Below are 23,435 nucleotides of genomic sequence, written 5' to 3'. Positions count from 1 at the left end.
TGATCGCAGAGGCGCCCCGCACGGCTTCGGCCGGGCGGGGCGCCTCCGTGTCCGGATACGGTGTCGGTGGCCCCTCGTAGGCTCGGGATGCTCCGTCACCTGGTCGGGGCACTGAGGAGATGCACATGCTGTGGAGTATCGGACACATGGATCGCCAGCGCGACACGGCTCCCGTCGCGCTGGCTCTGGTCGTCGCAGACACACCGGATGCCCCGATCACAGGCGTGCACGACGCGGGGGATGAGTTGGGGTTCACCGTCGTGCTGAACGCCGTCGCCGACGCGCTCCTCGAGGACGGGCGGCCGTCGCCGTTGGAGCTGGCGGTCGTGCTGTCCGGACGTGACGGGACGGTGCACCAGGTGATGGACGACGGATCGCTGCGGGGCTGGCGTCGCGACTACGGCGACCTCAGCGTGCCGTCGCAGCTCTGACTCGATGCGGCACGAAGTCGCCGCGTTCACCGAACAATCACCACCCCGAGATAGACTGAGCAGATCCGCGCGGCCGCTTCGGCCGCGTGTTCGTCAAGTCGCGGAGGAGCATCCATGCCGATCCTGCCGAGCATCACCGGACCCCGTGACCTCGATGGCCTGTCGTCGGAGCAGCTGACCGAGTTGGCCGCCGAGATCCGCACCTTCCTGGTCGAGAACGTCGCCCGCACCGGCGGTCACCTGGGTCCCAACCTGGGAGTCGTCGAACTCACCATCGCCCTGCATCGGGTGTTCTCGTCACCGGACGACCCGATCATCTTCGACACGGGGCATCAGTCGTACGTGCACAAGCTGCTCACCGGCCGGCAGGACTTCTCGCAGCTGCGCTCGCGCGGTGGCCTGGCAGGCTACCCGCAGCGGTCGGAGAGTCCACACGATGTCGTGGAGTCCTCGCACGCCTCCAGCTCACTGAGCTGGGCGGACGGCGTCTCGCGGGCGCTGACGGCCACCGGCCGCGGTGACCGGCATGTGGTCGCCGTGGTCGGCGACGGCGCACTCACAGGCGGCATGACGTGGGAGGCGCTCAACAACATCTCCGACGACAACCGGCGCAACCTGGTGATCGTCGTCAACGACAACGGCCGCTCCTACGCGCCGACGATCGGCGGGATGTCCCGCTACCTCAACCGCATGCGCACCGCGGCGGCGTACCGCCAGATGCACGCGAAGTCCGACCGCCTGTTCCGTGCCTTCGGTCCCTTCGGGCGCGCGCTGTTCCGCGGCGTGCGCGGCGGCACGCACGGCTTCCTGTCGCGCTTCACGAACAACGTCGCGCTGTATTCCAATCTCGACATCAAGTACCTCGGTCCTGTCGACGGGCATGACATCAACGCGCTGATGGAGACGCTGGAACTGGCCAAGGGCTACGGAGCCCCGGTCATCGTGCATGCCATCACAGAGAAGGGCCGAGGTTATCAGCCTGCCCGGGACGATGTGGCCGACCAGTTCCATGCCGTCGGACGCATAGACCCCAAGACCGGCGACTCCCTCGCCACGTCCAAGGGTCCGTCGTGGACGTCGGTGTTCTCGGACGCGCTGGTGGAGATCGGCGAGCGCAATGAGCGCGTCATCGGCGTCACCGCCGCCATGCTTCGGCCCACCGGGCTCGCACCGTTCGCCGAGCGGCATCCGGATCGCGTGTACGACGTGGGCATCGCCGAGCAGCACGCCGTGGCCTCTGCCGCAGGACTCGCGTTCGGCGGCCTGCACCCGGTCGTGGCCATCTACGCGACGTTCATGAACCGCGCCTTCGATCAGGTGCTGATGGATGTCGGCCTGCACAAGGCCGGTGTGACGTTCGTGCTGGACCGGTCCGGCGTCACGGGGCCCGATGGCCCCAGCCATCACGGCATCTGGGACATGGCGATGCTGCAGATCGTTCCGGGCATCCGCATCGCCACCCCCCGCGACGCCACGCGCCTGCGCGAGCTGCTGGACGAGGCCATCGCCGTCGACGACGCGCCGACCGTGCTCCGCTACCCCAAGGGTGCGGTCGCCGAGGACATCCCCGCCATCGAGCGGATGCCGGACGGCGTCGACGTGCTGGTGCGGGACGAGACCGAGGATGTGCTGCTGGTCGGGATCGGGCCGTTCGCGTCGCTGGCCATGGATGTCGCACAGCGCCTGCGTGCACAGGGCATCGGCGCCACGGTCGTGGATCCGCGTTGGGCCATTCCCGTGCAGCCCTCCATTCTGGAGCTGGCCGCGCGGCACCGCCTGGTGATCACTCTGGAGGACGGCATCCGCGTCGGCGGTGTCGGCACCCGGGTGCGTCAGGTGCTGCGCGAGGCCGGTATCGACACGGCCGTCGACGAGCTGGGAGTGCCCGACGAGTACATCTCGCACGCCACGCGAGATCAGGTCCTGAAGGATGCCGGTCTCACGGCCTCCAAGATCGCCCAGGACGTCGTCGCGCAGGTGCTCGGCAGGCGCGTGCCGATGGCCCGCCAGACCGAGAGCACCGGCGCGGTGGAGCTGCCGATTCACGAGGGCCGCTGAGTTCAGTCGTCAGGCGCATGGTCGTCGGATGCGGCGTCGCGGTCAGTGCGAGTCATGCCCGCACTTCGGCGATCTGTTCCAGCAGGTCGCGAGCGACGCCCCGCACCCCCGGCACCCGCACGAACGGCAGCGCGACGCTGAGGAGCTTCAGCGCGGTGTCGAGCAGCCTTCGCGTGCGCGAGTGGCCCTCGCCGTCGTCGTAGGTCCAGCGCAGGACCAGTCCGAGGTAGGCGACGAAGACGGCATCCGGAAGCCCCTCGGCGATCTCCGTCGGCAGCTTGTGATCCGCACCGTCCACGGCGCGCCGGAACAGACCCACGGTCATCGCGCGTGCCGGCGAGGACTCCCGCGAGAGCGGGTTGATGGGGGAGTCCGGCGCGATCATGGCCGACAGGAACCCCGGAGCGACGCGCTGGTACGGCTCGAGCACGGAGAGACCCGTCTCGAACACGATGCGCAGGCGATCCACGAGGCCGTTCTCGCGATCGAGCAGCGGAACGGCCACCCGCACATGCTCCTGTTGCACCTGTTCGTACAGCGCCTGCACGAGGTGGGTCTTGGAGGGGAAATAGTAGTAGGCGTTGCCCACCGACACGCCGGCTTCGGCGGCGATGAGACGGATCGTCGTGTCGGGGTAGCCGCGCTCGATGAATGAGGTGATGGCGGCGTCGCGGATCCTGGTGCGCGTGCGCTCGGCCTTCGGCGTGAGCTCAGAACCGAACATGTTCAAAGAATAGCGCGCGAACGCGAGGGAGGGCAGGGGAGGTCAGTCGAACTCACTCAGCGCAGCGGTCATCAGTTCGGTCACCACCGGCAACGCCCGTGCACGGTCGGCGTCGACGAGGCCCACGCGGGTGCGCCGGTCCAGCACATCGTCCGCTGTCAGCGCACCCTCGGCGCGCACGGCGAACTCGATGCCTGCTCGCGTGAGCGGCAATCCCTCGAGGAGCGGCGCAGAGGCGGGGACCGCAGCATCCACGAGCCGCAGCGACGCCGTGCGGCTCGGGGCCGCGGTGAGCCCGCGCAGCCGCACAGCCAGATCCACAGCATCCTGCGCCATGCGCCGATACGTCGTGAGCTTGCCGCCCAGCACATTCACGAATCCCGCACCGGATGCCGCCACCAGATGCCGACGGGAGATGTCGGATGTGCTGTCGTCACCGCTGTCGACCAGCGGTCGCAGGCCGGCGTACGCACCGCGCACCTGATCCAGGCGGATCGGTGTCGACATGACGCGGTTCAGGGTGTCCAGCAGGAACGTGATCTCGTCCTCGGTCGGCCGAGCCACATCGGGGATCGGCCCCGGGGCGTCCTCGTCGGTCAGACCGACGTAGACGCGGCCGTCCCACTGCGGCAGGGCGAACACGTAGCGGCTGATGGATCCGGGCAAGGGGATCGTGAGGGCGGCGTTCGGATGCCCGAGATCCGCCCCGTCCAGCACGATGTGCGTTCCCCGGCTCGGCCGGAGTCTGATCTGCTCGTCGAGCGTGCCCGCCCAGACCCCGGTGGCGTTGATGACGCTGCGGGCGCGGATGCGCAGTCGCTCGCCGGTGAGCACGTCCTCGGCATCCGCTCCGTCACCGCCCAGAGCGAGCGCCCGCACCCGCGTGAGGACGCGGGCGCCCAGGCCGGCCGCCGTGCGCGCGACGGTCACGACCAGGCGGGCGTCGTCGACGAGCTGGCCGTCGTGGGTGACCATTCCGCCATGCAGCCCGGTGCGATCCAGCAGGGGCGCCATCCGGTGCGCGGTGCGGGCCGAGACGAGACGAGGCCCGGGCAGCGTGGCATGCGGCGTGCGGGCCTGCAGTCGCAGCACGTCGCCGATCATCATGCCGGCGGCTCCGGCGAATCTCTGCGTGAGCGTGACGCCCGGCACGAACGGCAGCAGCTGCGGCAGCGAGCGGATCAGGTGCGGCGCGATGGTCGTCATCAGCAGGTGGCGTTCCTGCGCGCTCTCCCGGGCCGTGGCGAAGTCGCCGGTGGCGAGATACCGCAGCCCGCCGTGCACGAGCTTGGAGCTGAAGCGGCTGGTGCCGAAGGCCAGGTCGTGCGCCTCGATGAGCGTGACGCTCAGGCCGCGCGAGGCGGCGTCCAGGGCGACTCCCGCGCCGGTGATGCCGCCTCCGACCACGAGCACATCGACCTCGTCCTCGGCGGAGCGCGTCAGGTCCCGGCGCCGCCGCGCGGGATCCAGATCGGGGGAGTGCATGGTCATGGCCGAAGCAGCCCGTCGAGGGCGGCTCGGAGCTCGTGCTCCCACGACGCCTCGTCGATCAGATCGCTCACCGTGCCATGGGACAGGATCGCGGACTGCGCGATCAGCAGCAGCATGACCGCGATGTGCTGCGGCTCGCCCGCACGCACCGAGCCGGAGTGCTGCGCGGCGGCGACCGACTCCGCCATGCGCTGCAGGATGGCCTGCTGGCTGGTGCCGAAGCGCTGCAGTGTGTAGCGCGTGAAGACCTCGGGTTCGCGATCCAGTAGCGCCGCGTACAGCGGATCGGCTCGGAACGCGGCGGAGAAGTGCATCACGCCGTCGACGATCCGCTCCCGAGAATCGGAGACCGGAACGTCCTGCAGCAGCACCAGCACCCGGTGCAGCAGCACGGCGCGCACCACCTCGTCAGCCCCCGCCCACGTGCGGTACACGGTGGGCCGTGAGACTCCTGCCTCGCGCGCCAGCTCGGCGACGGCGAGCCCTTGCACGCCTCGCCGGGCGATCAGCTGCTCGGCGGCATCCAGGATGCGCAGCTGCGTGGCGTCCCACGTCGCCGCGAGTGCTTGACGAGTTTCCATAATGTGTCACACTGTAACGCATGGAGCTGCCACACGACAGTGCTGTCGAACCGCCCGAGATGCGGTGGGACGGGTGGGGTGATCCCGCCCGCGCCACCGAGTTGCCGCGCGCCGTCCGCGCCCTGCTGCCGCTGATGCTGGGACGGGTGCGCAGGCCCGCGCCCGCGCCCGCGATCGACGAGGTCGAGGTGGCGGACTCCCGACTCACCGGCGAGGACGTCGACGCGCTGAGCGGCGTCGTCGCACCCGAGCATCTGCACACCGACCCCGTGACCCGCCTGCGCCGCGCCGGAGGCAAGTCCACACCCGACCTGCTGCGTCGACGCGGTCGGCGGCAGGCAGCACCGGATGCGGTGGTGCGGCCCGCGTCGCACGATCAGGTGGCGGCTGTCCTGCGGATCGCCGCCGAGCGGAACCTCGCCGCCGTCCCCTTCGGCGGCGGCACCAGCGTGGTCGGCGGAGTGGAGCCGGATGCCGGCGCGCACCGTGCCGTGATCGCACTCGACCTCGCACGGATGAGCGGCCTGGTGCGCTTCGACGGGATCAGCGGCGAGGCCGTGCTGCTGGCCGGCACCCGCGCGCCGGAGGCCGAGCGGCTGCTGGCCGAGCGGGGCTTCGAACTCGGCCACTACCCGCAGAGCTTCCGCTACGCGACCATCGGCGGATTCGCCGCCACGCGCTCCTCCGGGCAGAACTCCGCCGGCTACGGGCGGTTCGACACGATGGTCACCGGCATCCGGATGGCCACGCCGACCGGAGACCTGGACCTGGGCCGCGCACCGGGCTCGGCTGCCGGCCCGGATCTGGTGAGGCTGCTGCTGGGCTCGGAGGGCGCGTTCGGCGTCATCACCGAGGTGCGCGTACGCGTGCACCCCACGCCGGCCGAGCGCATCGTCGAGTCCTGGACCTTCCCCGACTTCGCGAGCGGTGCCGAGGCACTGCGCAGCGTGGTGCAGCACGGTACCGGTCCCACCGTCATCCGCCTCTCCGACGAGGCCGAGACCGGCGTCAGCCTGGCCCAGATCGGCCGCATCGGCAAGGTGCTCGCCAAGGGCGCCAGCGCCGTCACCGTGTTCGAAGGGGAGGATGCCGAGCACCGCCGCGCGCGCACCGCGGCCCTGATGTCCGAGGCAGGCGGCACCAGTGGCGGGCAGAGCGCGGCCGAGGACTGGGCGCGAACGCGATTCGACGGGCCGTACCTGCGCGACGCGCTGCTGGATGCCGGAGTGTTCTGCGAGACGCTGGAGACTGCCACCACCTGGTCGAACCTGCACACGCTGCGTGCGGCAGTGGCTGCCGCCCTGAAGGACGGCTTCGCGGTTGCCGGTGCACGCAGCTTCGTGATGTGCCACGTCTCGCACGTGTATCCCACGGGCGCGTCGCTGTACTTCACCGTGCTGGCGGGGATCAAGGGCGACCAGTTCGACGTCTGGGATTGCGTCAAGCACCGCGTGGGCGATGCCATCATGGCCGCCGGAGGCACCATCACCCATCATCATGCGATCGGCCGTGACCATGCGCCGTGGCTGGCGGAGGAGATCGGCGAGACCGGCATCCGCATTCTGCGGGCGGTCAAGCGCGAACTCGACCCGCAGGGCGTCATGAACCCGGGCGTGCTGATCCCTGTCGAGCCGGACCATGGCTGAGCTCCGCCTGGCACTGCTGGTCAACCCGTCCGCAGGCAAGGGTCGGGCGGCCGCCGCCGGCCATCTGGCGGAGCGCGCGCTGCGCGAGACCGGTGCGCAGCTCACGGTGCTCGCCGGTGAGACGACCGCGCAGACCCGGGCCCTCGCGCACCGGGCCGTCAGTGACGGACCCGACGGCGTCGTGGTGGTGGGCGGGGACGGAACCCTCACCGGCATCGTGGACGTGCTGGCCGATGCGGGCATCCCCGTGACGCTGGTCCCCGCCGGAACAGGCAACGACCTGGCACGGGAACTCGGCATCCCCGCAGACGACCCAGGCAGGGCGGCATCCGCAGCGGTGAGCGGGCACGCGAGGCGCATCGACCTCGGTACCATCTCGTCGCAGGGACGCGATGGGGTGTTCCTCACCATCGCCGCGCTGGGCTTCGACGCCAAGGTCAGCGAGCGCACCAACGCCTTGCGCCACCCCAGCGGGCCGCTGCGCTACTACCTCGCCATCGTGATCGAGCTGCTGCGCCTGAAGCCCACCGACTTCCGGATCGCCGTCGACGGCGGCAGGGCAGAGCGGATGCCGGGAACGCTGCTGGCCGTCGGCAACACCTCCAGTTACGGTGGCGGAATGCCCATCTGCAAGGGCGCGCGGCCCGACGATGGCGTCCTGGATGTCGTGCACGTCGCGCCGCTGGGCCGACTCAAGCTGCTGCGGGTCTTCCCGCTGCTGCTCCGGGGAACGCACCTCGGCCGCCGTGAAGTCGCCCACCGTCGCGCCACGAGACTGTGCGTCAGCGCACCGGATCTCGTCGTCTACGCCGACGGCGAGCGCGTCGGCGCAGGGGAGTGCACGATCGGCATCCGTCCGGGTGCCGTCACCATGATGATCCCGGAGGGATGAGAAGCATGAACGGGTACGACGAGGACGTCGTGATCGCGGGATCGGGGTTCGGCGGTTCCGTCGCCGCCCTGAGACTGGCCGAGAAGGGCTACCGGGTGCGCGTGCTCGAGGCGGGACGGCGTTTCGAGGACGACGACTTCGCGAAGACCTCGTGGGACGTCAAGCGCTACCTGTGGGCGCCGGCGCTGGGCTGCTTCGGCGTGCAGCGCATCCACCGCCTGCCGCACGTGATGATCCTCGCCGGCGCGGGCGTCGGCGGTGGGTCGCTGAACTACGCCAACACCCTCTATGAGCCGCCCGCGACGTTCTTCGCGGACGCGCAGTGGCCGCAGGGAACTCCGTGGCAGGCGGAGCTCGCGCCGCACTACGCGACCGCGAAGCGGATGCTGGGCGTCGTGGAGCACTACCCGCACACCGGCCCTGTGGAGCGGATCATGGCCGGCGCCGCCGAGGACCTGGGCGTGGGCGGCACGTTCCGGCACGCACCGGTCGGCGTGTTCCTCGGCATGCCGGGGGTGACCGTGCCCGATCCGTTCTTCGACGGCGAGGGTCCCGCACGCACCGGATGCACGCTGTGCGGCAACTGCATGGTGGGCTGTCGCGTGGGCGCGAAGAACACCCTCATGAAGAACTACCTCGCCCTCGCCGAGAAGCGCGGCGTGCGCATCGACGCGCTCTCGACCGTCGTCGAGGTGCGCGAGGACCCGCGCGGCGGCTTCCTGATCACCACGCAGCGCTCCGGCGCGTGGATCCGGCGCAGGCGGCGCACGATCCGCGCCGAGCAGGTGGTGCTGGCCGCCGGCACCTGGGGCACGCAGCAGCTGCTGCACAGGATGAAGGCGTCGGGAGCGCTGCCGCGCATCTCGGATGCCGTGGGCCGCCTGACCCGCACGAACTCCGAGGCGCTGGACGGCTCGGTCGCGACGCGGGTTCCGGATGCCTCCGAGTACGCGCACGGCGTGGCGATCACCACGTCCTTCCACGTCGACGACCGCACGCACGTCGAGAACGTGCGCTACGGCCCTGGCTCCAACCTGATGGGTGCGCTGGCCACCGTCATGGTGCGCGGGGACCGCTCGCTGCTGGGACGGCTGGGCGCACTCGTGGGGCGGGTGCTGCGGCATCCGATCCGCGAGTTCAAGCTCGCGAACCTGCACCGTTGGAGTGAGCGCGGCATCATCGCCCTGGTCATGCAGACCGCCGACAACTCGCTCACGCTGTCGCTTCGCCGCAGGTTGGGCCGCGACGTGCTCACCAGCGCGCAGGGCCACGGCGAGCCCAATCCGTCGTACCTGCCTCAGGCGCACCGCGCGGCGAGCGCCATCGCCGTGCGGATGCAGCAGGAGACCGGTGTGCGCTCGGAGCCGCGCGGATCGTGGCCGGAGGTGTTCGGCATCCCGATGACCGCGCATTTCCTGGGCGGCGCGGTGATCAGCCAGACCGCCGAGAGCGGCGTGGTCGACTCGTACAACCGCGTGTGGGGGCATCCCGGGCTGCACGTCGTGGACGGTTCGGCCGTGCCGGCGAACCCGGGCGTGAATCCCTCGCTGACCATCACGGCCATCGCCGAGCGCGCGTTCGCGAACTGGCCGCGCAAGGGGGAGCAGGACACCCGACCCGAGCAGTGATCGGGCACGACGAGAGCGGGGCCGCACCCTCCGGTGCGGCCCCGCTCTCGTGCGTCAGATGATCAGCTGTTCGCGATGCCGCGGATCACCGGGCTGTGGAACGTGCCCTGGAAGACCCGTTCCGAGGCGCCCTCGCGGTCGAGGTACGGCGAGGCGCCGCCGTCGATGAACGGCCAGCCCGCGCCGAGGATCAGGCACAGGTCGATGTCCTCGACCTCCGGAACCACGCCCTCGTCGAGCATGATGCGGATCTCCTGGGCCAGCCCGTCCTGCACGCGGCGCAGGATCTCATCGGCGGATGCCGGAGAGGAGCCCGTCTGGCCCTTCAGCGCCTTCTCAGCGGCCTTGGTCCAGCCGGTCACGCGGCCGCCCTTGTCCTTCTCCACCACGGCGTCCAGTGCCGCCAGGGTGTGGAAGTTCTCGTTGGCGTAGAAGCGCTCCGGGAAGGCACGCACCATGGTGTCCTGCACGTGCGCGGCCACCTTCCAGCCGACCAGATCGATCAGCTGGAACGGACCCATCGGCAGGCCCAGGGGACCGAACGCCTTCTCGACGTCGGCGACCGGGGTGCCCTCGTACACGGCGCGTGCGGCCTCGCCCATGACCTTCGCCAGCAGGCGGTTCACGACGAATCCGGGTGCGTCGGCGGTGAGCACGGCGCTCTTGCCGAGGCCCTTCGCGACCACGAACGCGGTCGAGAGAGCGGCATCCGTGGTGGCATCCGTCTTCACGATCTCGACCAGCGGCATGACCGCGACCGGGTTGAAGAAGTGGAAGCCGACAAGGCGCTCGGGGTGGGCGAGCTTGGAGCCGATCTCGGCGACCGACAGCGACGAGGTGTTGGTGGCGAGGATGGCGTCCTCGGCGACGATCTGCTCGATCTCGCCGAACACGGCCTGCTTCACGCCCAGTTCCTCGAACACGGCCTCGATCACGAAGTCGCAGTCGGCGTACAGGGACTTGTCGGTCGTGCCGGTGACCAGCGAGCGCAGCTTGTTGGCGGAGTCGGCGTCCAGCCGGCCCTTGGCCTCGAGCTTGCCGATCTCGTCGTGGATGTATGCCACACCCTTGTCCACGCGCGCCTGGTCCAGGTCGGTGATGAGCACCGGCACCTGCAGCTTGCGCACGAACAGCAGCGCGAACTGGCTGGCCATCAGGCCCGCGCCGATGACACCGACCTTGGTGACCTTCTTCGCCAACTGCTTGTCGGGCGCGCCGACGGGGCGCTTGGCGCGCTTCTGCACCAGGTCGAACGCGTACATCGACGCGGCGAACAGGTCGCCGGTCACGAGCTCGGACAGCGCCTCGTCCTCGCGGGCGAAGCCCTCCTCCTTCGTGCCGCTGCGCGCCTTCTCGAGCAGCTCGAGGGCGACGTACGGCGAGCGCGGCACGGTGCCGATCTTCGACTCGAGCATGCCGCGGGCCATCTTGATCGCCACCGGCCACTTGACGGTGCGCTCGATCTTGCCCGGGGCGTTCTTGCGCTCGACCTTGCGCCCGCCGAGCACCTCATCGGCCCAGGCCAGCGAGTTCTCCAGGAAGTTCGCCGGCGGGAAGATCTCGTCGAACATGCCGTAGTCGTACGCCTGCTGCGGCTTGAGCATGCGGTTCTGCTTGAGCGGGTTCGAGATGATCACCTCGAGGGCGTTCTCGATCCCGATCAGGTTCGGCAGCAGGTAGGCGCCGCCCCAGCCGGGGATGATCCCCAGGAACACCTCGGGCAGGGCGATGGCCGCCGCCGACGCGTCGATGGTGCGGTAGGTGGAGTTCAGCGCGATCTCCACGCCGCCGCCGAGCGCCAGGCCGTTCACGAACGCGAATGAGGGCACGCCCAGGTCGGACAGCGAGCCGATGACCTTGTGGCCCAGCTGCGCGATCAGGCGAGCGTTGTCCTTGGACCCCACCCTGCTGATGTCGGACAGGTCGGCGCCGGCGGCCAGGATGTACTGCTTGCCGGTGATGCCCACGGCCTGGATCTCGCCGGCGGCCGCGCGGGCCTTCAGCGTGGTCAGGGTCTCGCCGAGCTCGGTGAGCGTGGCCGGGCCCAGCGTGTTGGGGCGGGTGTGGTCACGACCGTTGTCGAGCGTGATCAGCGCGAGCACCTTGCCGGATGCCAGGCGGATGTCGCGCACGGGGGAGTGCGTGATCACCTCGCCCTCGGTGAGGGCCATGATCGGCGAGAAGTCGATGTCGTCGTAGTTGGTCATTCCCGCGCTCACTTCCGCTTCTTGCCGTCGTAGAACGGGTTCTCCCAGATGACCGAGCCGCCCTGGCCCAGGCCTACGCACATGGCCGTGAGGCCGTACCGCACGTCGGGGCGCTCGGCGAACTGCGCAGCCAGCTGGATCATCAGGCGCACGCCGGTCGCGGCGAGCGGGTGACCCACGGCGATGGCGCCGCCCCACTGGTTCACGCGCGGATCGTCATCGGCGATGCCGAAGTGGTCCAGCAGGGAGATCACCTGGATGGCGAACGCCTCGTTGAGCTCGAACAGCCCGATGTCATCGATCGTGAGACCGGCCTTCTTCAGCGCCTTCTCGGTGGAGGGGATCGGGCCGATGCCCATGATCTCGGGCTGCACGCCGGCGAACGCGAACGAGACCATCCGCATCTTGGGCGTCAGACCCAGCTCCTTCACGGCGCCGCCGCCGGCCAGCAGCGACATGGTCGCGCCGTCGGTGAGGGGGGAGGAGGTGCCGGCCGTGACGCGGCCGTGCGGGCGGAACGGCGTCTTCAGATTCGCCAGGTCCTCCATGGTGGTCTGCGGGCGGCGGCCCTCGTCCTCGGTGGCGAGGCCCCAGGCGCCGTCGGCGCCCTTGATGGCGACGGGCACCAGGTCGGGCTGGAACTTGCCTGCCTCGTACGCGGCCTGCACCTTGTGCTGGCTGAGCATGCCGTAGCGGTCTGCGCGCTCCTTGGTCAGTTGCGGGAAGCGGTCGTGGATGCGCTCCGCCGTCACGCCCATGTTCAGCGCCGCCGGGTCGACCATCCGCTCAGCCACGAAGCGCGGGTTCGGATCGGCGTTGCTCCCGATCGGGTGGTGGCCCATGTGCTCCACGCCGCCGGCGATCGCCAGGTCGTACATGCCGACGCCGATCGAGGCGCCCATCGTGGTGACGGACGTCATCGCGCCTGCGCACATGCGGTCGATCGCCAGGCCCGGGACGGTCTGCGGCAGACCCGCCAGCAGCGCCACGGAGCGCCCGAGGGTCAGGCCCTGGTCGCCGGTCTGCGAGGTCGCGGCGATGGCCACGTCGTCGATGCGCTCGCCCGGGACGGAGGCGTTGCGCTCCATCAGGCCGATGGTCGCCTTGACGGCGAGGTCATCTGCGCGGGTGTTCCAATACATTCCTTTTTCGCCGGCGCGCCCGAAAGGCGTGCGCACTCCATCGACGAAGAAGACGTCCGAGATCTCGGCCACTCCTGCCTCCATTGGTTGGGATGATCCCAGCCTAGAAGCGCATCAGAAGCCTCAGGAATCGGTTGGATCGAACCTACGAAGCGACTTCGACGGCGTCCGATTCGATTTGCGGGCCTTCTACAAAGGCATCCGCGATCTTCTGTGCAGTATGCGCAATCTGCCAGGGGCGGGCGCCGAGCGCCGTCAGGGCGTCGCCGATGGATTCCGCGGTGAGGTCCGCCGGTGGCTCCCAGGCCAGACGACGCAGGTGATCGGGGGTGAGCAGATTCTCCGTGGGCATGTGCAGCTCCTCGGCGATGGCCTCGACGACCGGGCGCGCGGCCTTGTACCGCAGGTCCGCCTCGGGGTTGCGGTCGGACCAGCTGCGCGGCGGCGGCGGCGCGTCGCTGCGCAGCCGCAGCTGCGGCAGATCGTCAGTGGTGCGGCCTCGCTGGATGGCATCCCACCAGCGGTCCAGCTGCGTGTGGCTCGCGCGGCCGTTGAAGTCCTTCATGGCGCTCAGCGCGGACTTGCTGGTCGGCGCGGCGAGCACGGCAGCCAGCAGGGAGCGGTCGGGGACGAGCCGCCCGGGGGACACGTCGATCTGCTCCGCGTACTGCTCACGCGCCGTCCACAGCTCGCGGGCGACCGCCAACTGCCGGGCGCCGCGGGCCTTGTGCAGGCCGCTGAGCCGTCGCCACGGATCCACCCGGGGAGCCTTCGGCGGCTTCACGAGCGTGGCGTGGAACTCCTGCGCCGCGATCTCGGTCTTGCCCGCCTCCGCCAGCTGGGCCGCCAGTATCTCCTTGACGTCGATCAGGTACAGCACATCCAGCGCCGCGTACTCGAGCCAGGACTGGGGCAGCGGGCGGGTCGACCAGTCCGCCGCGGAGTGCTCCTTCTTCAGGACGATGCCCAGCGCGTGCTCGACCACCGCTGCCAGGCCGAAGCCCTCGCTGCCCAGCAGCCGGGAACCGAGCTCGGTGTCGAAGATGCTCGCCGGGTACAGGCCCAGCTCGTGCAGTGACGGCAGGTCCTGGCTGGCGGCGTGGAACACCCACTCCAGATCGCCGATCGCCGCCTGAAGGGCGCTGAAGTCGCCGATCGCGGGCGGATCGAACAGGAACACCCCTGCGCCGCGGCGGAACATCTGCACGAGGTAGGCCCGCTGCGAATAGCGGAAGCCGGATGCGCGCTCGACATCGACCGCGACAGGACCCTCGCCTGCGGCGAGCAGCGTGCATGCCTTCTCGAACTCCGTGCGGTCATCTATCACGGAGTAGTCAGACACGTCCGCCCTTTCTCGCGCCGAACACGGCGACATCCTCGGACCCCGGCGGGAGCCCGGCCAGCATTCCCACCAGCTCTGCCCATGCTTCCACATGCGGACGCAGCGGCGCCTCGGGAGTCCATGACGCGCGCAGTTCGATCTGCGCGCCGTCACCCTCCTCGGCGAGCCCGCCGAAGCCCTTCGAGAGCATCTTGGTGGAGGTGCCCGATTCGGAATGATACTGCGCATCGCGGGAGTCCAGGGCGTCGACGAGCCAGGACCACGCGACCTCCGCCAGCAGCGGGTCGGTGCCGATCTCGGTCTCCAGCGGAGCCTGTGCGAACGCCACGATGCGCCACGGGCCTCCCCAGGCAGCCGGTTCCTCCGGATCGTGCAGCAGCACGAAGCGGCCGGTGCCGTAGACGGAGTCGCCGTGGTCGTCGGGGCGCACATCGGCGGCCAGCGCCAGCGAGAAGGGGGCGAGGCCGGCCGGGGAGGGGATCTCGCGCACCACGATGTCCGAGCGGAACGTCGTCTCGCGCAGCTGCGTCGCTGCGACGTCGAAGAGCGCTGCGGCATCCGGGTTCGCTGTCACGTGGACAGGCTAGAGTCAGAAGGCGATGAAGAGACTCAGGCACGCCGTAGCCATCGCCGTCCCCGCCGTTCTGGCGGTCGGTGCTGCAGCCGCCGCGGCCGTGTTCGCGACTGCGCACCGCGTGGTCACGCCGTCCGTGCGCCGCAACGACACGCACATCCTGTCGGTGGACACCGGCGCGCAGACCATCGAGCTCGACCGCACGCTGGACACCGAGCTCCCCGGCCGCTACGGACTGTTCACCACCGGCAGCTACGGGTACGTCAAGCTGGGGGCGGTGCTGGGAGCGGATGCCGGGAAGGTGCGCCGCAAGCTGCTCACGCAGATCGAGCCCGGAACGCAGGTGGACAGGGACGCCGCCTTCAGCGGCTGGTACTACGTCACGCCCGGCGAGCTCCACCTGCCCTGGGAGAGCGTGCTGATCGGCTCGCCCGCGGGACCGTGCCCGGCGTGGTTCTTCCCGGGATCGTCGGACACCTGGGCGATCCAGGTGCACGGCCGCGGCACCACCCGCTCGGAGTGCCTGCGCGCGGTGCCGGTGTTCCACGGGCTGGGACTGCCCACGCTGGTCGTCTCGTACCGCAACGACGGCGAGGCTCCGCGCTCGCGCGGCGGCAGCTACGCGCTGGGCGCCTCGGAGTGGCGCGATGTGGATGCCGCGATCTCGTACGCCCTGCGGCATGGCGCCCGTCGTGTGGTGCTGATGGGCTGGTCGATGGGCGGCGCACTCGTGCTGCAGACCGCCGTGACCTCCGGCAACCGCGACCGCATCGCCGGACTGGTGCTGGATTCGCCGGTGGTCGACTGGCGCACCGTGCTGCGCTTCCAGGCGCGCGAGGAGGGCCTGCGCGAGCCGCTGCCGGCACTCGCCATGAGCGCTCTCGAGAACACGTTCACCGCGCGGCTCAGCGGCGCCGAGGAGGCCATCCGCTTCGATCGTCTCGACATGGTCGCGCGTGCGGCCGAACTGGACGCGCCGATCCTGATCCTGCACAGCGAGGACGACGGATTCGTGCCGGCGGATGCCTCGCATGCGCTGGCGGCGGCACGACCGGATCTGGTCACGATGCCGCCGTTCGCCGTAGCTCGCCACACGAAGCTGTGGAACTACGACCAGAACGGCTGGACGGCGGCGATCACGGACTGGATGGCCGCACGGGGCCTGGCCCCTGCGGCATCCTGAGACGCGTCAGCGCTTGGCCCTGACCTGGCGTTGGGCTCGCACCAGCATCCCGGTCATGCCGCCGATGCGCAGCGGGGAGACGGACTTGGTCAGTCCGAGGGTCTGCGGGTAGTCGCCGGGGATGGCCAGCACCTCGTCGGCCGTGAGGCCGGTGATGCCCTGGGCCAGGATGCTGGCGAATCCGCGGGTGGTCGGGGCGTCGACGGGCGCCGTCGCGTGCATGGCGACGACGCCGTCGTTGACCTCGATGTGGATGAACACAGGGGACTGGCACTCTGCCACGCGCTCGTAGAGCTCCTGCTTGCCCGCCAGGTAGTCGGGCACAGGCGGAAGCTCGGCCGAGAACTCCAGCAGGAGCTCCAGACGATCCTCCTGCGGAAGCTCGAGGAACTCCTCGCGGAACTCGGCCAGACGTTCGGGCAGATGCGTGTCAGTCACCCTGTGATTCTCCCACTCTCAGAGGGTGCCGGGCTCGGTCCCCGCGACGATCGGGACGCGCACGGCGGAGCCCCACTCGGTCCAGGAGCCGTCGTAGTTGCGCACGTTCTCGAAGCCCAGCAGGTGGTTCAGCACGAACCAGGTGTGGCTCGAGCGCTCACCGATGCGGCAGTAGGCGATCACGTCCTCGCCCTTCTTCAGGCCGGCGCCCTCGAGGTAGATCGCCTCGAGCTCGGCGCGGGGCTTGAAGCCGCCGTCCTCGGCCACGGCACGGCTCCACGGCACGCTCTGCGCGGTCGGGATGTGGCCGCCGCGCAGCGAGCTCTCGTCGGGGTAGGCGGGCATGTGGGTGCGCTCACCGCTGTACTCCTCGGGGGAGCGGACGTCGATCAGGGGGCCGTGGCCGATGAACTTCAGCACGTCCTCCTTGTAGGCGCGCAGCTTGGAGTCGTCGCGCTCGACGACCGGGTACTCCGTGGCGGGGCGGACCGTCTTCTCGGTGGTCAGCTCGCGGCCCTCGGCGATCCACTTGTCGCGACCGCCGTCGACCAGGCGCACGTCCTCGTGGCCGAAGAGCGAGAACACCCACAGAGCGTAGGCGGCCCACCAGTTGTTCTTGTCGCCATAGATGACGACAGTGTCGTCCCGCGAGATGCCCTTGCGGCTCAGCAGTTCGGCGAAGCCCTTGCCGTCGACGTAGTCGCGCACGACCGGGTCGTTCAGCTCGGTGTGCCAGTCGACCTTGACGGCGCCGGCGATGTGGCCGGTCTCGTAGAGCAGCACGTCCTCGTCGGATTCGACGACGACGAGGCCGGGCTTGCCGAGATTGGCGGCGAGCCACTCGGTGGTGACAAGACGCTCGGGTGCGGAGTACTCGGCGAACTTGGTGGATGAGGTGTCGTGCTCGACAGTCACGGATGCTCCTATGGTTTCAGGACGCGGGGTGGGTGATGTGACGGCGTAATGTTGAGCCGTCCCTTCTGACCATAGATCCGTTCGGGCGCTCCCGCATCCGGATCGTAAGACTATGACTTTCTCCGACACCAGGAACGTGATGACCCAGCAGACCAGTGCCTCAGTCGTGCACCTCACCGAGCGCACGCCGGTGGTCAGCGGAAGCGAGATGCTGGCCAGCCTCGTTCCGCCGCCGCAGTTCGGCTCCGCCACCTTCGAGAGCTACCGGGCGGACCCGGCGTATCCGTCGCAGGAGGCCACCAAGGAGCTCCTGCAGAAGTTCGCCGGTCGGCAGGAGCTCGTCAAGCGCACGGGCCTGTTCCACCGCGCACCCAAGATCGCCGCCATGAAGCCGGGCGTCTACCTGGACGGCGGATTCGGGGTCGGCAAGACGCACCTGCTGGCATCCGTCTATCACGCGACGAACTCGCGTCGGAAGTACTTCGGCTCGTTCATCGAGTACACGGCACTGGTCGGCGCACTGGGCTACCGCAATACGGTGGATCTGCTGCGCGGTTCCGACCTGCTGTGCATCGACGAGTTCGAGCTGGATGACCCCGGCGACACGATGGTCATGACCCGCCTGCTGGGCGAGCTGGTGGCATCCGGCACCAAGCTCGCGGCCACGTCGAACACGCCGCCGAACGCGCTCGGAGAGGGGCGGTTCGCGGCTCAGGACTTCCTGCGCGAGATCCACGCCATGTCGGAGAGCTTCGAGACGATCCGCATCGACGGCGTCGACTACCGGCAGCGCGCCATCGACGGCAGCGCAGCGGTGTTCGACGACACCGAGTATGCGCAGTGCATCGCGGATGCCGCGGAGCGCGGCAGCGCGTCGGATGATGCGTTCGCCGATGTCATCCGGCACCTGGCGCAGGTGCATCCGTCGCGGTACATCCGACTCATCGACGGACTCGACCTGGTGGGCCTGCGAGACGTGCATGTGCTCACGGACCAGTCCGAGGCACTGCGATTCGTCGCCTTCGTGGACCGCGTCTACGACGCGCAGGTGCCTGTGGCGGCGACCGGGGTCAGCCTGGACGCGGTGTTCTCCGAGGAGATGCTCGGCGGCGGCTATCGCAAGAAGTACCTGCGTGCGGTCTCGCGCCTGATCGCGCTCACGCATTCCGCGAAGGAACTGTCCGGCGAGGCGTGAGCCCCGCCGGACCAGTCGTCACTCGCCGTCTTCGGCATCCTCCGCCTGAGCGTCCTCGTCGGATGCCTCGTCGGCCTCGTCACCGTCGGCGACGACCTTCACGGCGGAGATCTCGAACTCGAGCGTGATCTTCTCGGAGACCAGCACTCCGCCGGAGTCGAGGGGCGTGTTCCAGACCAGGCCGAAGTCGCGACGGTTCAGGCGCCGGCTGCCCTCGAAGCCCGCACGCAGTTCGCCGTAGGCTCCCGTCTCCACGCCGAGCAGCGCCAGCGGGATCATGACCTGCTTGGTGACGTCGCGGATGGTCAGGTCGCCGGTGACGCCGAACGCCCGGTCGTCGACCTCCTCGATGTGCGTGGACACGAACGTGATCTCGGGCCACTTCTCCGCGTCGAAGAAGTCGGCGCTGCGCAGGTGGTCGTCGCGCTGCTGGACACGGGTGTCCACGCTGGCGGTCTTCATGACCACCTTCGCCCAGGAGTTCTCCGGGTGCTCGGTGTCCACATGGAGGTGGCCGGTCACTTCGTTGAACGCCCCGCGGACGGTCGTGACCATGGCGTGTTTTGCAGAGAAGCCGATCCGGGTGTGCTGTGGGTCGAATTCCCAGTCACCGTTGACTAGTTCGAGGTCGATCACGCGAAACTCCTATTCGTTCCTCCCCCAGACGACGGGAGTCGCGTTCGAGGATACCAACCCAGCACTCCGGTGCGTGGCGTAACGCGATCGTCACATCCGGGAGGCTGCCGTAACGCGGCTGCAATGAAGCGCGTGCTCGCAGGAAACATGCACCCGCGAGACTCTCTTCAATCGTCGACAGGAAGAGGCTGGGATGGAAGCGACGGAATCCGTGTCGTGGGGGATCACCGCGACCGCATTGGTGCTGCTGATGACGCCGGGGGTGGCGTTCTTCTACGGCGGCATGGTGCGTGTGAAGAGCGTGATCAGCATGATGATGATGAGCTTCGGCGCGATCGGGCTGATCGCGGTGCTGTGGATGCTGTACGGCTACTCCATGAGCACCGTCGGCGATCCCGCGCAGTTCGCGGGCGATCCGTTCGCCGACTTCGCGTTGGCGGGTGCGGCCTCGTCGCCGCATGCCAACACCGCGCTGCTGACGGTCGCCTATGGTGCGACCTTCGCCATCATCACGGTGGCGCTGATCTCGGGCGCCATCGCCGACCGGGCCAGGTTCGGACCCTGGCTGATCTTCGTGGGCGTGTTCGGCACCATCGGCTATTTCCCCATTGCGGCGTGGGTGTGGGGCGGCGGCTGGATCACGCACCTGGGCACGACGCTGTTCGGCAAGGACAGCGGCATCGCCGTGATCGACTACGCCGGCGGCACGGCCGTGCACATCAACGCCGGTGCGGCGGCCCTGGCGCTGGCTCTGGTGCTGGGCAAGCGCATCGGCTTCCGCAAGGGCATCCAGAGACCGCACAACGTGCCGTTGACGCTGCTGGGTGCGGCGCTGCTGTGGTTCGGATGGTTCGGGTTCAACGTGGGCGCGCAGTGGACGACGCCCGGAATGGGACAGGCCGGACTGATCACCATCAACACCCTGGGAGCATCGGCCGCAGGCATCCTGGGATGGATCCTCGTCGAGACCCTCCGCGACGGCAAGGCGACGTCGGTCGGCGCGGTGTCGGGGCTGGTCGCGGGGCTCGTGGCCATCACCCCGGCATGCGCGGATCTCGCGCCGGGCTGGGGGCTGCTGCTGGGCGGGCTGGCGGGGGTCGCGTGCGCAGCATCCGTCGAACTGAAGTACCGGATGGGGCTCGACGACTCGCTGGACGTGGTGGGGCTGCATCTGGTGGGCGGCCTGCTGGGCACGGTGTACCTGGGCTTCTTCGCCACCGGTCACGGACTGTTCACCGGCGGTGACGGGCGTCAGTTGGTCGTGCAGGTGCTCGCATCTGGCGGTGTGCTGGTGTACGCGTTCGCGGTGGCGTGGATCACTGGGGTCGTCATCGAGAAGACCATCGGCTTCCGGGTCACGAAGCAGGCGGAGGTCGCGGGGGTCGACCGGTTCGTGCACGGCGAGCAGGGCTACGCGCTGGCGGACTGACGGCGGTTACTGTGGGGAGGTGACCACGACGCAGCGCATCCTGTCCGTCCTCGGCGATGTCGTCGGCCGGCTGCTCGCGAAGGGCGGTCCGGCCGGCGGCTCGTCGCTGTCGCGGCGGGATGCCGTGCTGAGGCCGGACGGGCGGGGATCAGCTCGGGCCGAGGAGGCGACCGCGGGGCGGATGCCCGGTTCGGAGACCATCGAGGTGGATCCGGAGCGGGTCGGGGATGTGAGCGTGGGTTATTCGCCGTCGCGCAACGGGATGCCGGACTCCGGTGAGGTGATCTGGACGTGGGTGCCGTACGAGGAGAACGACGGCCGAGGCAAGGACAGGCCGGTGCTGGTCATCGGGCGTCAGTCCGAAGACCGCGTGTACGCCGTGCGGATGACCAGCAAGGCGCACGACCGTGACCGGGACTTCCTGTCGATCGGGTCAGGATCCTGGGACTCGCAGGGCCGGGAATCCTGGGTGGACATCGAGCAGCTCTACAGCGTGCACGACGCCGGCATGCGCCGCGAGGCGGCCGTGCTGGATCGGCAGCGTTACGGGCGCGTCGCCGACGCCCTGATCAAGCGCTACGGCTGGGCGCGCGCCTGACCTGGTGGCGTCCGACGCGGTCCAATCCGATCGGGCCGGCGTGACGAATCCTCTGTGAGCCGCACTCCGCGGTTCGTCTGATCGAGGAGGAATCATGCGTTTCATCCCCACGAAGGTCCACGGCGTGCTCGACTACGTCGTGGGCATCGCACTCATCGTCGCCCCGTGGCTGTTCGGTTTCGCAGCGATGGGCGGCCCGGCCGTGGTGATCCCCATCGTGCTCGGGGTCGGTCTGATCCTGTACAGCCTGCTGACCCGCTACGAGTGGGGAGTGCTCAAGCTCATCCCGATGCCGGTCCATCTGATCTTCGACGTCGTGGCCAGCCTGTTCCTCGCCACCTCGCCGTGGCTGTTCGGCTTCGTGTCGGCGTCGCCCAACGCGTGGGCTCCCCACGTCGTCGTCGGCATCGCGGTCATCGTCGTGGTGATCTTCACCGAACCGCAGCCCGGCCGCGCGGAGCTGCGCACGTCGCGAGCCTGAGGTCGCGCATGTGAGGGGATCCGTCAGCCTCCTGGCGGATCCCCCGCATCGGCGGGGAGCCCGCGGCCACGATCAGCCGATCGCCGCGTCGATGGCATCCTGCGCCGTCGGATGCCGGAACTCGAACCCGCTCCGCAGCAGAGCTCGTGGGGCCGCATCGGCGTCCGCGAGCAGCAGCGAGTCGGCGGCTGCCCGCCCGAGTACCAGCCGCAGCGCCCACGCGGGGGCGGGCAGCAGATAGGGGCGATGCAGGCGATGGGACAGCGCGCGTCCGATGTCGGCGGCCGTCGCCGGCGTCGGCCCGGTGAGGTTCACGGGCCCTGCCAGGTCGTGATCGATCGCGTGCCGGATGCCGCGCACCTCGTCGTCGAGGGAGATCCACGGCCACACCTGGCGCCCCGTGCCCAGGGGACCGGCCAGGCCGACACCTGCGAGTCGCATCAGGGGTTTGAGCACGCCCTCGGGGTGCAGCACCGAAGCGGTGCGCAGCAGCACCGTGCGCACCCGGTCGCCGGCGCTGAGGGCGGCGGTCTCCCAGTCGATGCAGAGCCGGGCGAGGAACGTGTCGCCCGCGCCGCTGCGCTCGTCCACAGGCTCTCCGGGGCTGTGACCGTAGTAGCCGACCGCGGATGCTGACAAGAACGCCGGTGCATCGTCACCCAGTTCGCGCAGCGCCGCCGCCAGGACACGTGTGGGTGTCAGCCGTGATGTGCGCAGGGTCTCCCGATAGCCGCGGGTCCACGGCAACCGGCCGATGCTCGCGCCGTTGAGGCCGATCACGGCATCCGCTCCGGCCAGGATATCGGGGGAGAGGGCGTGACCGTCCTGCAGCCAGGCGATCTCCTGCGGCCCGCGCACCGGGTGCCGGACGAGGTGGACGACCTCAATGCCGTCCGCGCGGAGGGATGCTGTCAGCGCGCGCCCGATCAGGCCGCTCGCTCCGGCGATGACGATCCGCTCAGGTGCCATGCGACAGACGCTACGCCATTCCACCGTGAACGACAGAAGACCCGGGATCATCGATCCCGGGTCTTCTGAGTGGAGCGGATGACGAGACTCGAACTCGCGACCCCAACCTTGGCAAGGTTGTGCGCTACCAACTGCGCTACATCCGCGTGGGCGATGCCGGACTCGAACCGACGACCTCTTCCGTGTGAAGGAAGCGCGCTACCAACTGCGCCAATCGCCCATATGTGATTGTGATGTGCACCGTGGCACGATTGAAAAGCATACCCGATCCGCGGAGCGTGCCCGACATCACGGATCCGGTCGGGCGTGGCGGGGTGATGCGGTCTCGGGGGACACGCCCGATGTCGTGGCGCGGTTTGGTGAACGCCTCGAACCTGGGCTAATGTATCTCGAGTGCCCGGCACTCCGGGTAAGATCTGAGAACTGAATATCATGCGGATGTAGCGCAGTTGGTAGCGCACAACCTTGCCAAGGTTGGGGTCGCGAGTTCGAGTCTCGTCATCCGCTCGAGTGCAGGAGCCCCAGCCAGGGGTTCTGGCATGTGGGTTCGAATCCACCTCTGGTGGCGTGGCCGAGTGGCTAGGCACCGGCCTGCAAAGCCGTTTACACGGGTTCGAATCCCGTCGCCACCTCTCAGCAGACAACTTAACAGCCTTCATAGGCGCGATTGGCGCAGCGGTAGCGCGCTTCCCTGACACGGAAGAGGTCACTGGTTCGATCCCAGTATCGCGCACAGGCGAAGAGCCCCGGATGTCATCCGGGGCTCTTCTCGTATCCGCGACGCTGCAGCCGACGGCGTAGACTCGTGCCATGGATTCCGTGTCGGCCCTTCTCGTGACCTCTGTCACCGGTGTCGTCACGCGAACTACTGGCGC

General features: G+C 69.3%; 21 protein-coding genes and 5 tRNA genes. 13 read left to right on the top strand and 13 right to left on the bottom strand.

Annotation, left to right across the window (positions count from 1 at the left end):
* Positions 1–125 precede the first annotated feature (125 nt).
* Together Q0568_RS08025 and dxs are read left to right on the top strand one after the other, a co-directional pair.
* On the top strand, positions 126–431 hold the full coding sequence (locus Q0568_RS08025) for a hypothetical protein (RefSeq protein ID WP_298865022.1): 306 nt from the start codon (positions 126–128) through the stop codon (positions 429–431).
* Positions 432–545: 114 nt separating this feature from the next.
* Positions 546–2,489 carry a 1-deoxy-D-xylulose-5-phosphate synthase gene (gene dxs, locus Q0568_RS08020; protein ID WP_298865019.1) on the top strand — a complete coding sequence of 648 codons (1,944 nt, stop codon included), beginning with the start codon at positions 546–548 and terminating at the stop codon, positions 2,487–2,489.
* Positions 2,490–2,541: 52 nt separating this feature from the next.
* Here dxs and Q0568_RS08015 read toward each other — a convergent pair whose 3' ends face one another.
* The 3 genes from Q0568_RS08015 to Q0568_RS08005 are packed head-to-tail and all read right to left on the bottom strand — an operon-like array spanning position 2,542 to position 5,285.
* Positions 2,542–3,213 (bottom strand): TetR/AcrR family transcriptional regulator, encoded by a 672-nt coding sequence (locus Q0568_RS08015; protein ID WP_298865016.1) that lies wholly within the window; start codon positions 3,211–3,213, stop codon positions 2,542–2,544.
* Between the two features lie 42 nt (positions 3,214–3,255).
* Positions 3,256–4,704 carry a glycerol-3-phosphate dehydrogenase/oxidase gene (locus Q0568_RS08010; protein ID WP_298865013.1) on the bottom strand — a complete coding sequence of 483 codons (1,449 nt, stop codon included), beginning with the start codon at positions 4,702–4,704 and terminating at the stop codon, positions 3,256–3,258.
* Positions 4,701–5,285: a TetR/AcrR family transcriptional regulator gene (locus tag Q0568_RS08005; protein WP_298865008.1), complete on the bottom strand. Its 585-nt coding sequence runs from the start codon at positions 5,283–5,285 to the stop codon at positions 4,701–4,703. The genes Q0568_RS08010 and Q0568_RS08005 overlap by 4 nt, the downstream gene beginning before the upstream one ends.
* 20 nt (positions 5,286–5,305) lie before the next feature.
* On the opposite strand from Q0568_RS08005, the gene Q0568_RS08000 reads away from it, so the two are divergent.
* The 3 genes from Q0568_RS08000 to Q0568_RS07990 are packed head-to-tail and all read left to right on the top strand — an operon-like array spanning position 5,306 to position 9,451.
* Positions 5,306–6,931, top strand: coding sequence for an FAD-binding oxidoreductase (locus Q0568_RS08000; RefSeq protein ID WP_298865004.1), 1,626 nt, complete (start codon positions 5,306–5,308; stop codon positions 6,929–6,931).
* Complete coding sequence (locus Q0568_RS07995) at positions 6,924–7,823, top strand: YegS/Rv2252/BmrU family lipid kinase (RefSeq protein WP_298865002.1); 900 nt, start codon at positions 6,924–6,926, stop codon at positions 7,821–7,823. Before Q0568_RS08000 ends, Q0568_RS07995 begins: the two co-directional genes overlap by 8 nt.
* Positions 7,824–7,828: 5 nt before the next feature.
* A complete protein-coding gene (locus tag Q0568_RS07990; RefSeq protein WP_298864999.1) occupies positions 7,829–9,451 on the top strand; it encodes a GMC family oxidoreductase in 1,623 nt (540 codons plus the stop codon).
* A gap of 62 nt (positions 9,452–9,513) precedes the next feature.
* Here Q0568_RS07990 and Q0568_RS07985 read toward each other — a convergent pair whose 3' ends face one another.
* From Q0568_RS07985 to Q0568_RS07970, 4 genes are all read right to left on the bottom strand, one after another.
* Positions 9,514–11,658 (bottom strand): 3-hydroxyacyl-CoA dehydrogenase NAD-binding domain-containing protein, encoded by a 2,145-nt coding sequence (locus Q0568_RS07985; RefSeq protein ID WP_298865271.1) that lies wholly within the window; start codon positions 11,656–11,658, stop codon positions 9,514–9,516.
* Positions 11,659–11,666: 8 nt separating this feature from the next.
* Positions 11,667–12,872, bottom strand: a complete 1,206-nt coding sequence (locus Q0568_RS07980; protein ID WP_298864996.1) for a thiolase family protein — start codon at positions 12,870–12,872, stop codon at positions 11,667–11,669.
* Between the two features lie 73 nt (positions 12,873–12,945).
* Complete coding sequence (locus tag Q0568_RS07975; protein ID WP_298864993.1) at positions 12,946–14,142, bottom strand: HRDC domain-containing protein; 1,197 nt, start codon at positions 14,140–14,142, stop codon at positions 12,946–12,948.
* Positions 14,135–14,716 carry a DUF3000 domain-containing protein gene (locus tag Q0568_RS07970; RefSeq protein WP_298864990.1) on the bottom strand — a complete coding sequence of 194 codons (582 nt, stop codon included), beginning with the start codon at positions 14,714–14,716 and terminating at the stop codon, positions 14,135–14,137. Before Q0568_RS07970 ends, Q0568_RS07975 begins: the two co-directional genes overlap by 8 nt.
* Before the next feature lie 25 nt (positions 14,717–14,741).
* On the opposite strand from Q0568_RS07970, the gene Q0568_RS07965 reads away from it, so the two are divergent.
* On the top strand, positions 14,742–15,899 hold the full coding sequence (locus Q0568_RS07965; protein ID WP_298864987.1) for an alpha/beta fold hydrolase: 1,158 nt from the start codon (positions 14,742–14,744) through the stop codon (positions 15,897–15,899).
* 6 nt (positions 15,900–15,905) lie between these two features.
* Here the strand turns inward: Q0568_RS07965 and Q0568_RS07960 are convergent, their stop codons facing one another.
* On the bottom strand, positions 15,906–16,337 hold the full coding sequence (locus tag Q0568_RS07960) for a SufE family protein (RefSeq protein WP_298864983.1): 432 nt from the start codon (positions 16,335–16,337) through the stop codon (positions 15,906–15,908).
* 18 nt (positions 16,338–16,355) lie between these two features.
* Positions 16,356–17,252: a sulfurtransferase gene (locus tag Q0568_RS07955; RefSeq protein WP_298864980.1), complete on the bottom strand. Its 897-nt coding sequence runs from the start codon at positions 17,250–17,252 to the stop codon at positions 16,356–16,358.
* 139 nt (positions 17,253–17,391) lie between these two features.
* Between Q0568_RS07955 and zapE the strand changes: the two genes are divergently transcribed.
* Entirely contained in the window at positions 17,392–18,447 is a 1,056-nt protein-coding gene (gene zapE, locus Q0568_RS07950; protein ID WP_298865268.1) for a cell division protein ZapE, read from the top strand.
* A gap of 18 nt (positions 18,448–18,465) precedes the next feature.
* Here zapE and Q0568_RS07945 read toward each other — a convergent pair whose 3' ends face one another.
* Positions 18,466–19,083 carry a YceI family protein gene (locus Q0568_RS07945; RefSeq protein WP_298864977.1) on the bottom strand — a complete coding sequence of 206 codons (618 nt, stop codon included), beginning with the start codon at positions 19,081–19,083 and terminating at the stop codon, positions 18,466–18,468.
* A gap of 193 nt (positions 19,084–19,276) precedes the next feature.
* On the opposite strand from Q0568_RS07945, the gene Q0568_RS07940 reads away from it, so the two are divergent.
* From Q0568_RS07940 to Q0568_RS07930, 3 genes are all read left to right on the top strand, one after another.
* Entirely contained in the window at positions 19,277–20,512 is a 1,236-nt protein-coding gene (locus Q0568_RS07940) for an ammonium transporter (protein WP_298864971.1), read from the top strand.
* 19 nt (positions 20,513–20,531) lie between these two features.
* A complete protein-coding gene (locus Q0568_RS07935; RefSeq protein WP_298864968.1) occupies positions 20,532–21,110 on the top strand; it encodes a type II toxin-antitoxin system PemK/MazF family toxin in 579 nt (192 codons plus the stop codon).
* Between the two features lie 94 nt (positions 21,111–21,204).
* Entirely contained in the window at positions 21,205–21,591 is a 387-nt protein-coding gene (locus Q0568_RS07930) for an SPW repeat protein (RefSeq protein WP_298864965.1), read from the top strand.
* 72 nt (positions 21,592–21,663) lie between these two features.
* On the opposite strand, the gene Q0568_RS07925 is transcribed toward Q0568_RS07930, so the two are convergent.
* The 3 genes from Q0568_RS07925 to Q0568_RS07915 form a co-directional block, all read right to left on the bottom strand.
* Positions 21,664–22,560: a TIGR01777 family oxidoreductase gene (locus Q0568_RS07925; protein ID WP_298864962.1), complete on the bottom strand. Its 897-nt coding sequence runs from the start codon at positions 22,558–22,560 to the stop codon at positions 21,664–21,666.
* 70 nt (positions 22,561–22,630) lie between these two features.
* Positions 22,631–22,706: transfer RNA gene (locus tag Q0568_RS07920), tRNA-Gly, on the bottom strand.
* A 1-nt stretch (position 22,707) separates the two neighbouring features.
* Positions 22,708–22,780, bottom strand: a tRNA-Val gene (locus tag Q0568_RS07915).
* Positions 22,781–22,994: 214 nt separating this feature from the next.
* Between Q0568_RS07915 and Q0568_RS07910 the strand changes: the two genes are divergently transcribed.
* The 3 genes from Q0568_RS07910 to Q0568_RS07900 all read left to right on the top strand — a co-directional run bounded on the left by Q0568_RS07910 (position 22,995) and on the right by Q0568_RS07900 (position 23,293).
* Positions 22,995–23,067, top strand: a tRNA-Gly gene (locus Q0568_RS07910).
* Between the two features lie 54 nt (positions 23,068–23,121).
* Positions 23,122–23,192 (top strand) — tRNA-Cys (locus Q0568_RS07905).
* A 29-nt stretch (positions 23,193–23,221) separates the two neighbouring features.
* Positions 23,222–23,293, top strand: a tRNA-Val gene (locus Q0568_RS07900).
* Positions 23,294–23,435: the final 142 nt, after the last annotated feature.

It is taken from the genome of uncultured Microbacterium sp. (assembly GCF_937927635.1).
Classification (GTDB): Bacteria; Actinomycetota; Actinomycetes; order Actinomycetales; family Microbacteriaceae; genus Microbacterium.
The sequence above is the reverse complement of the archived record's forward strand: the minus strand, read 5'-3'. Positions and strand labels throughout refer to the sequence as shown.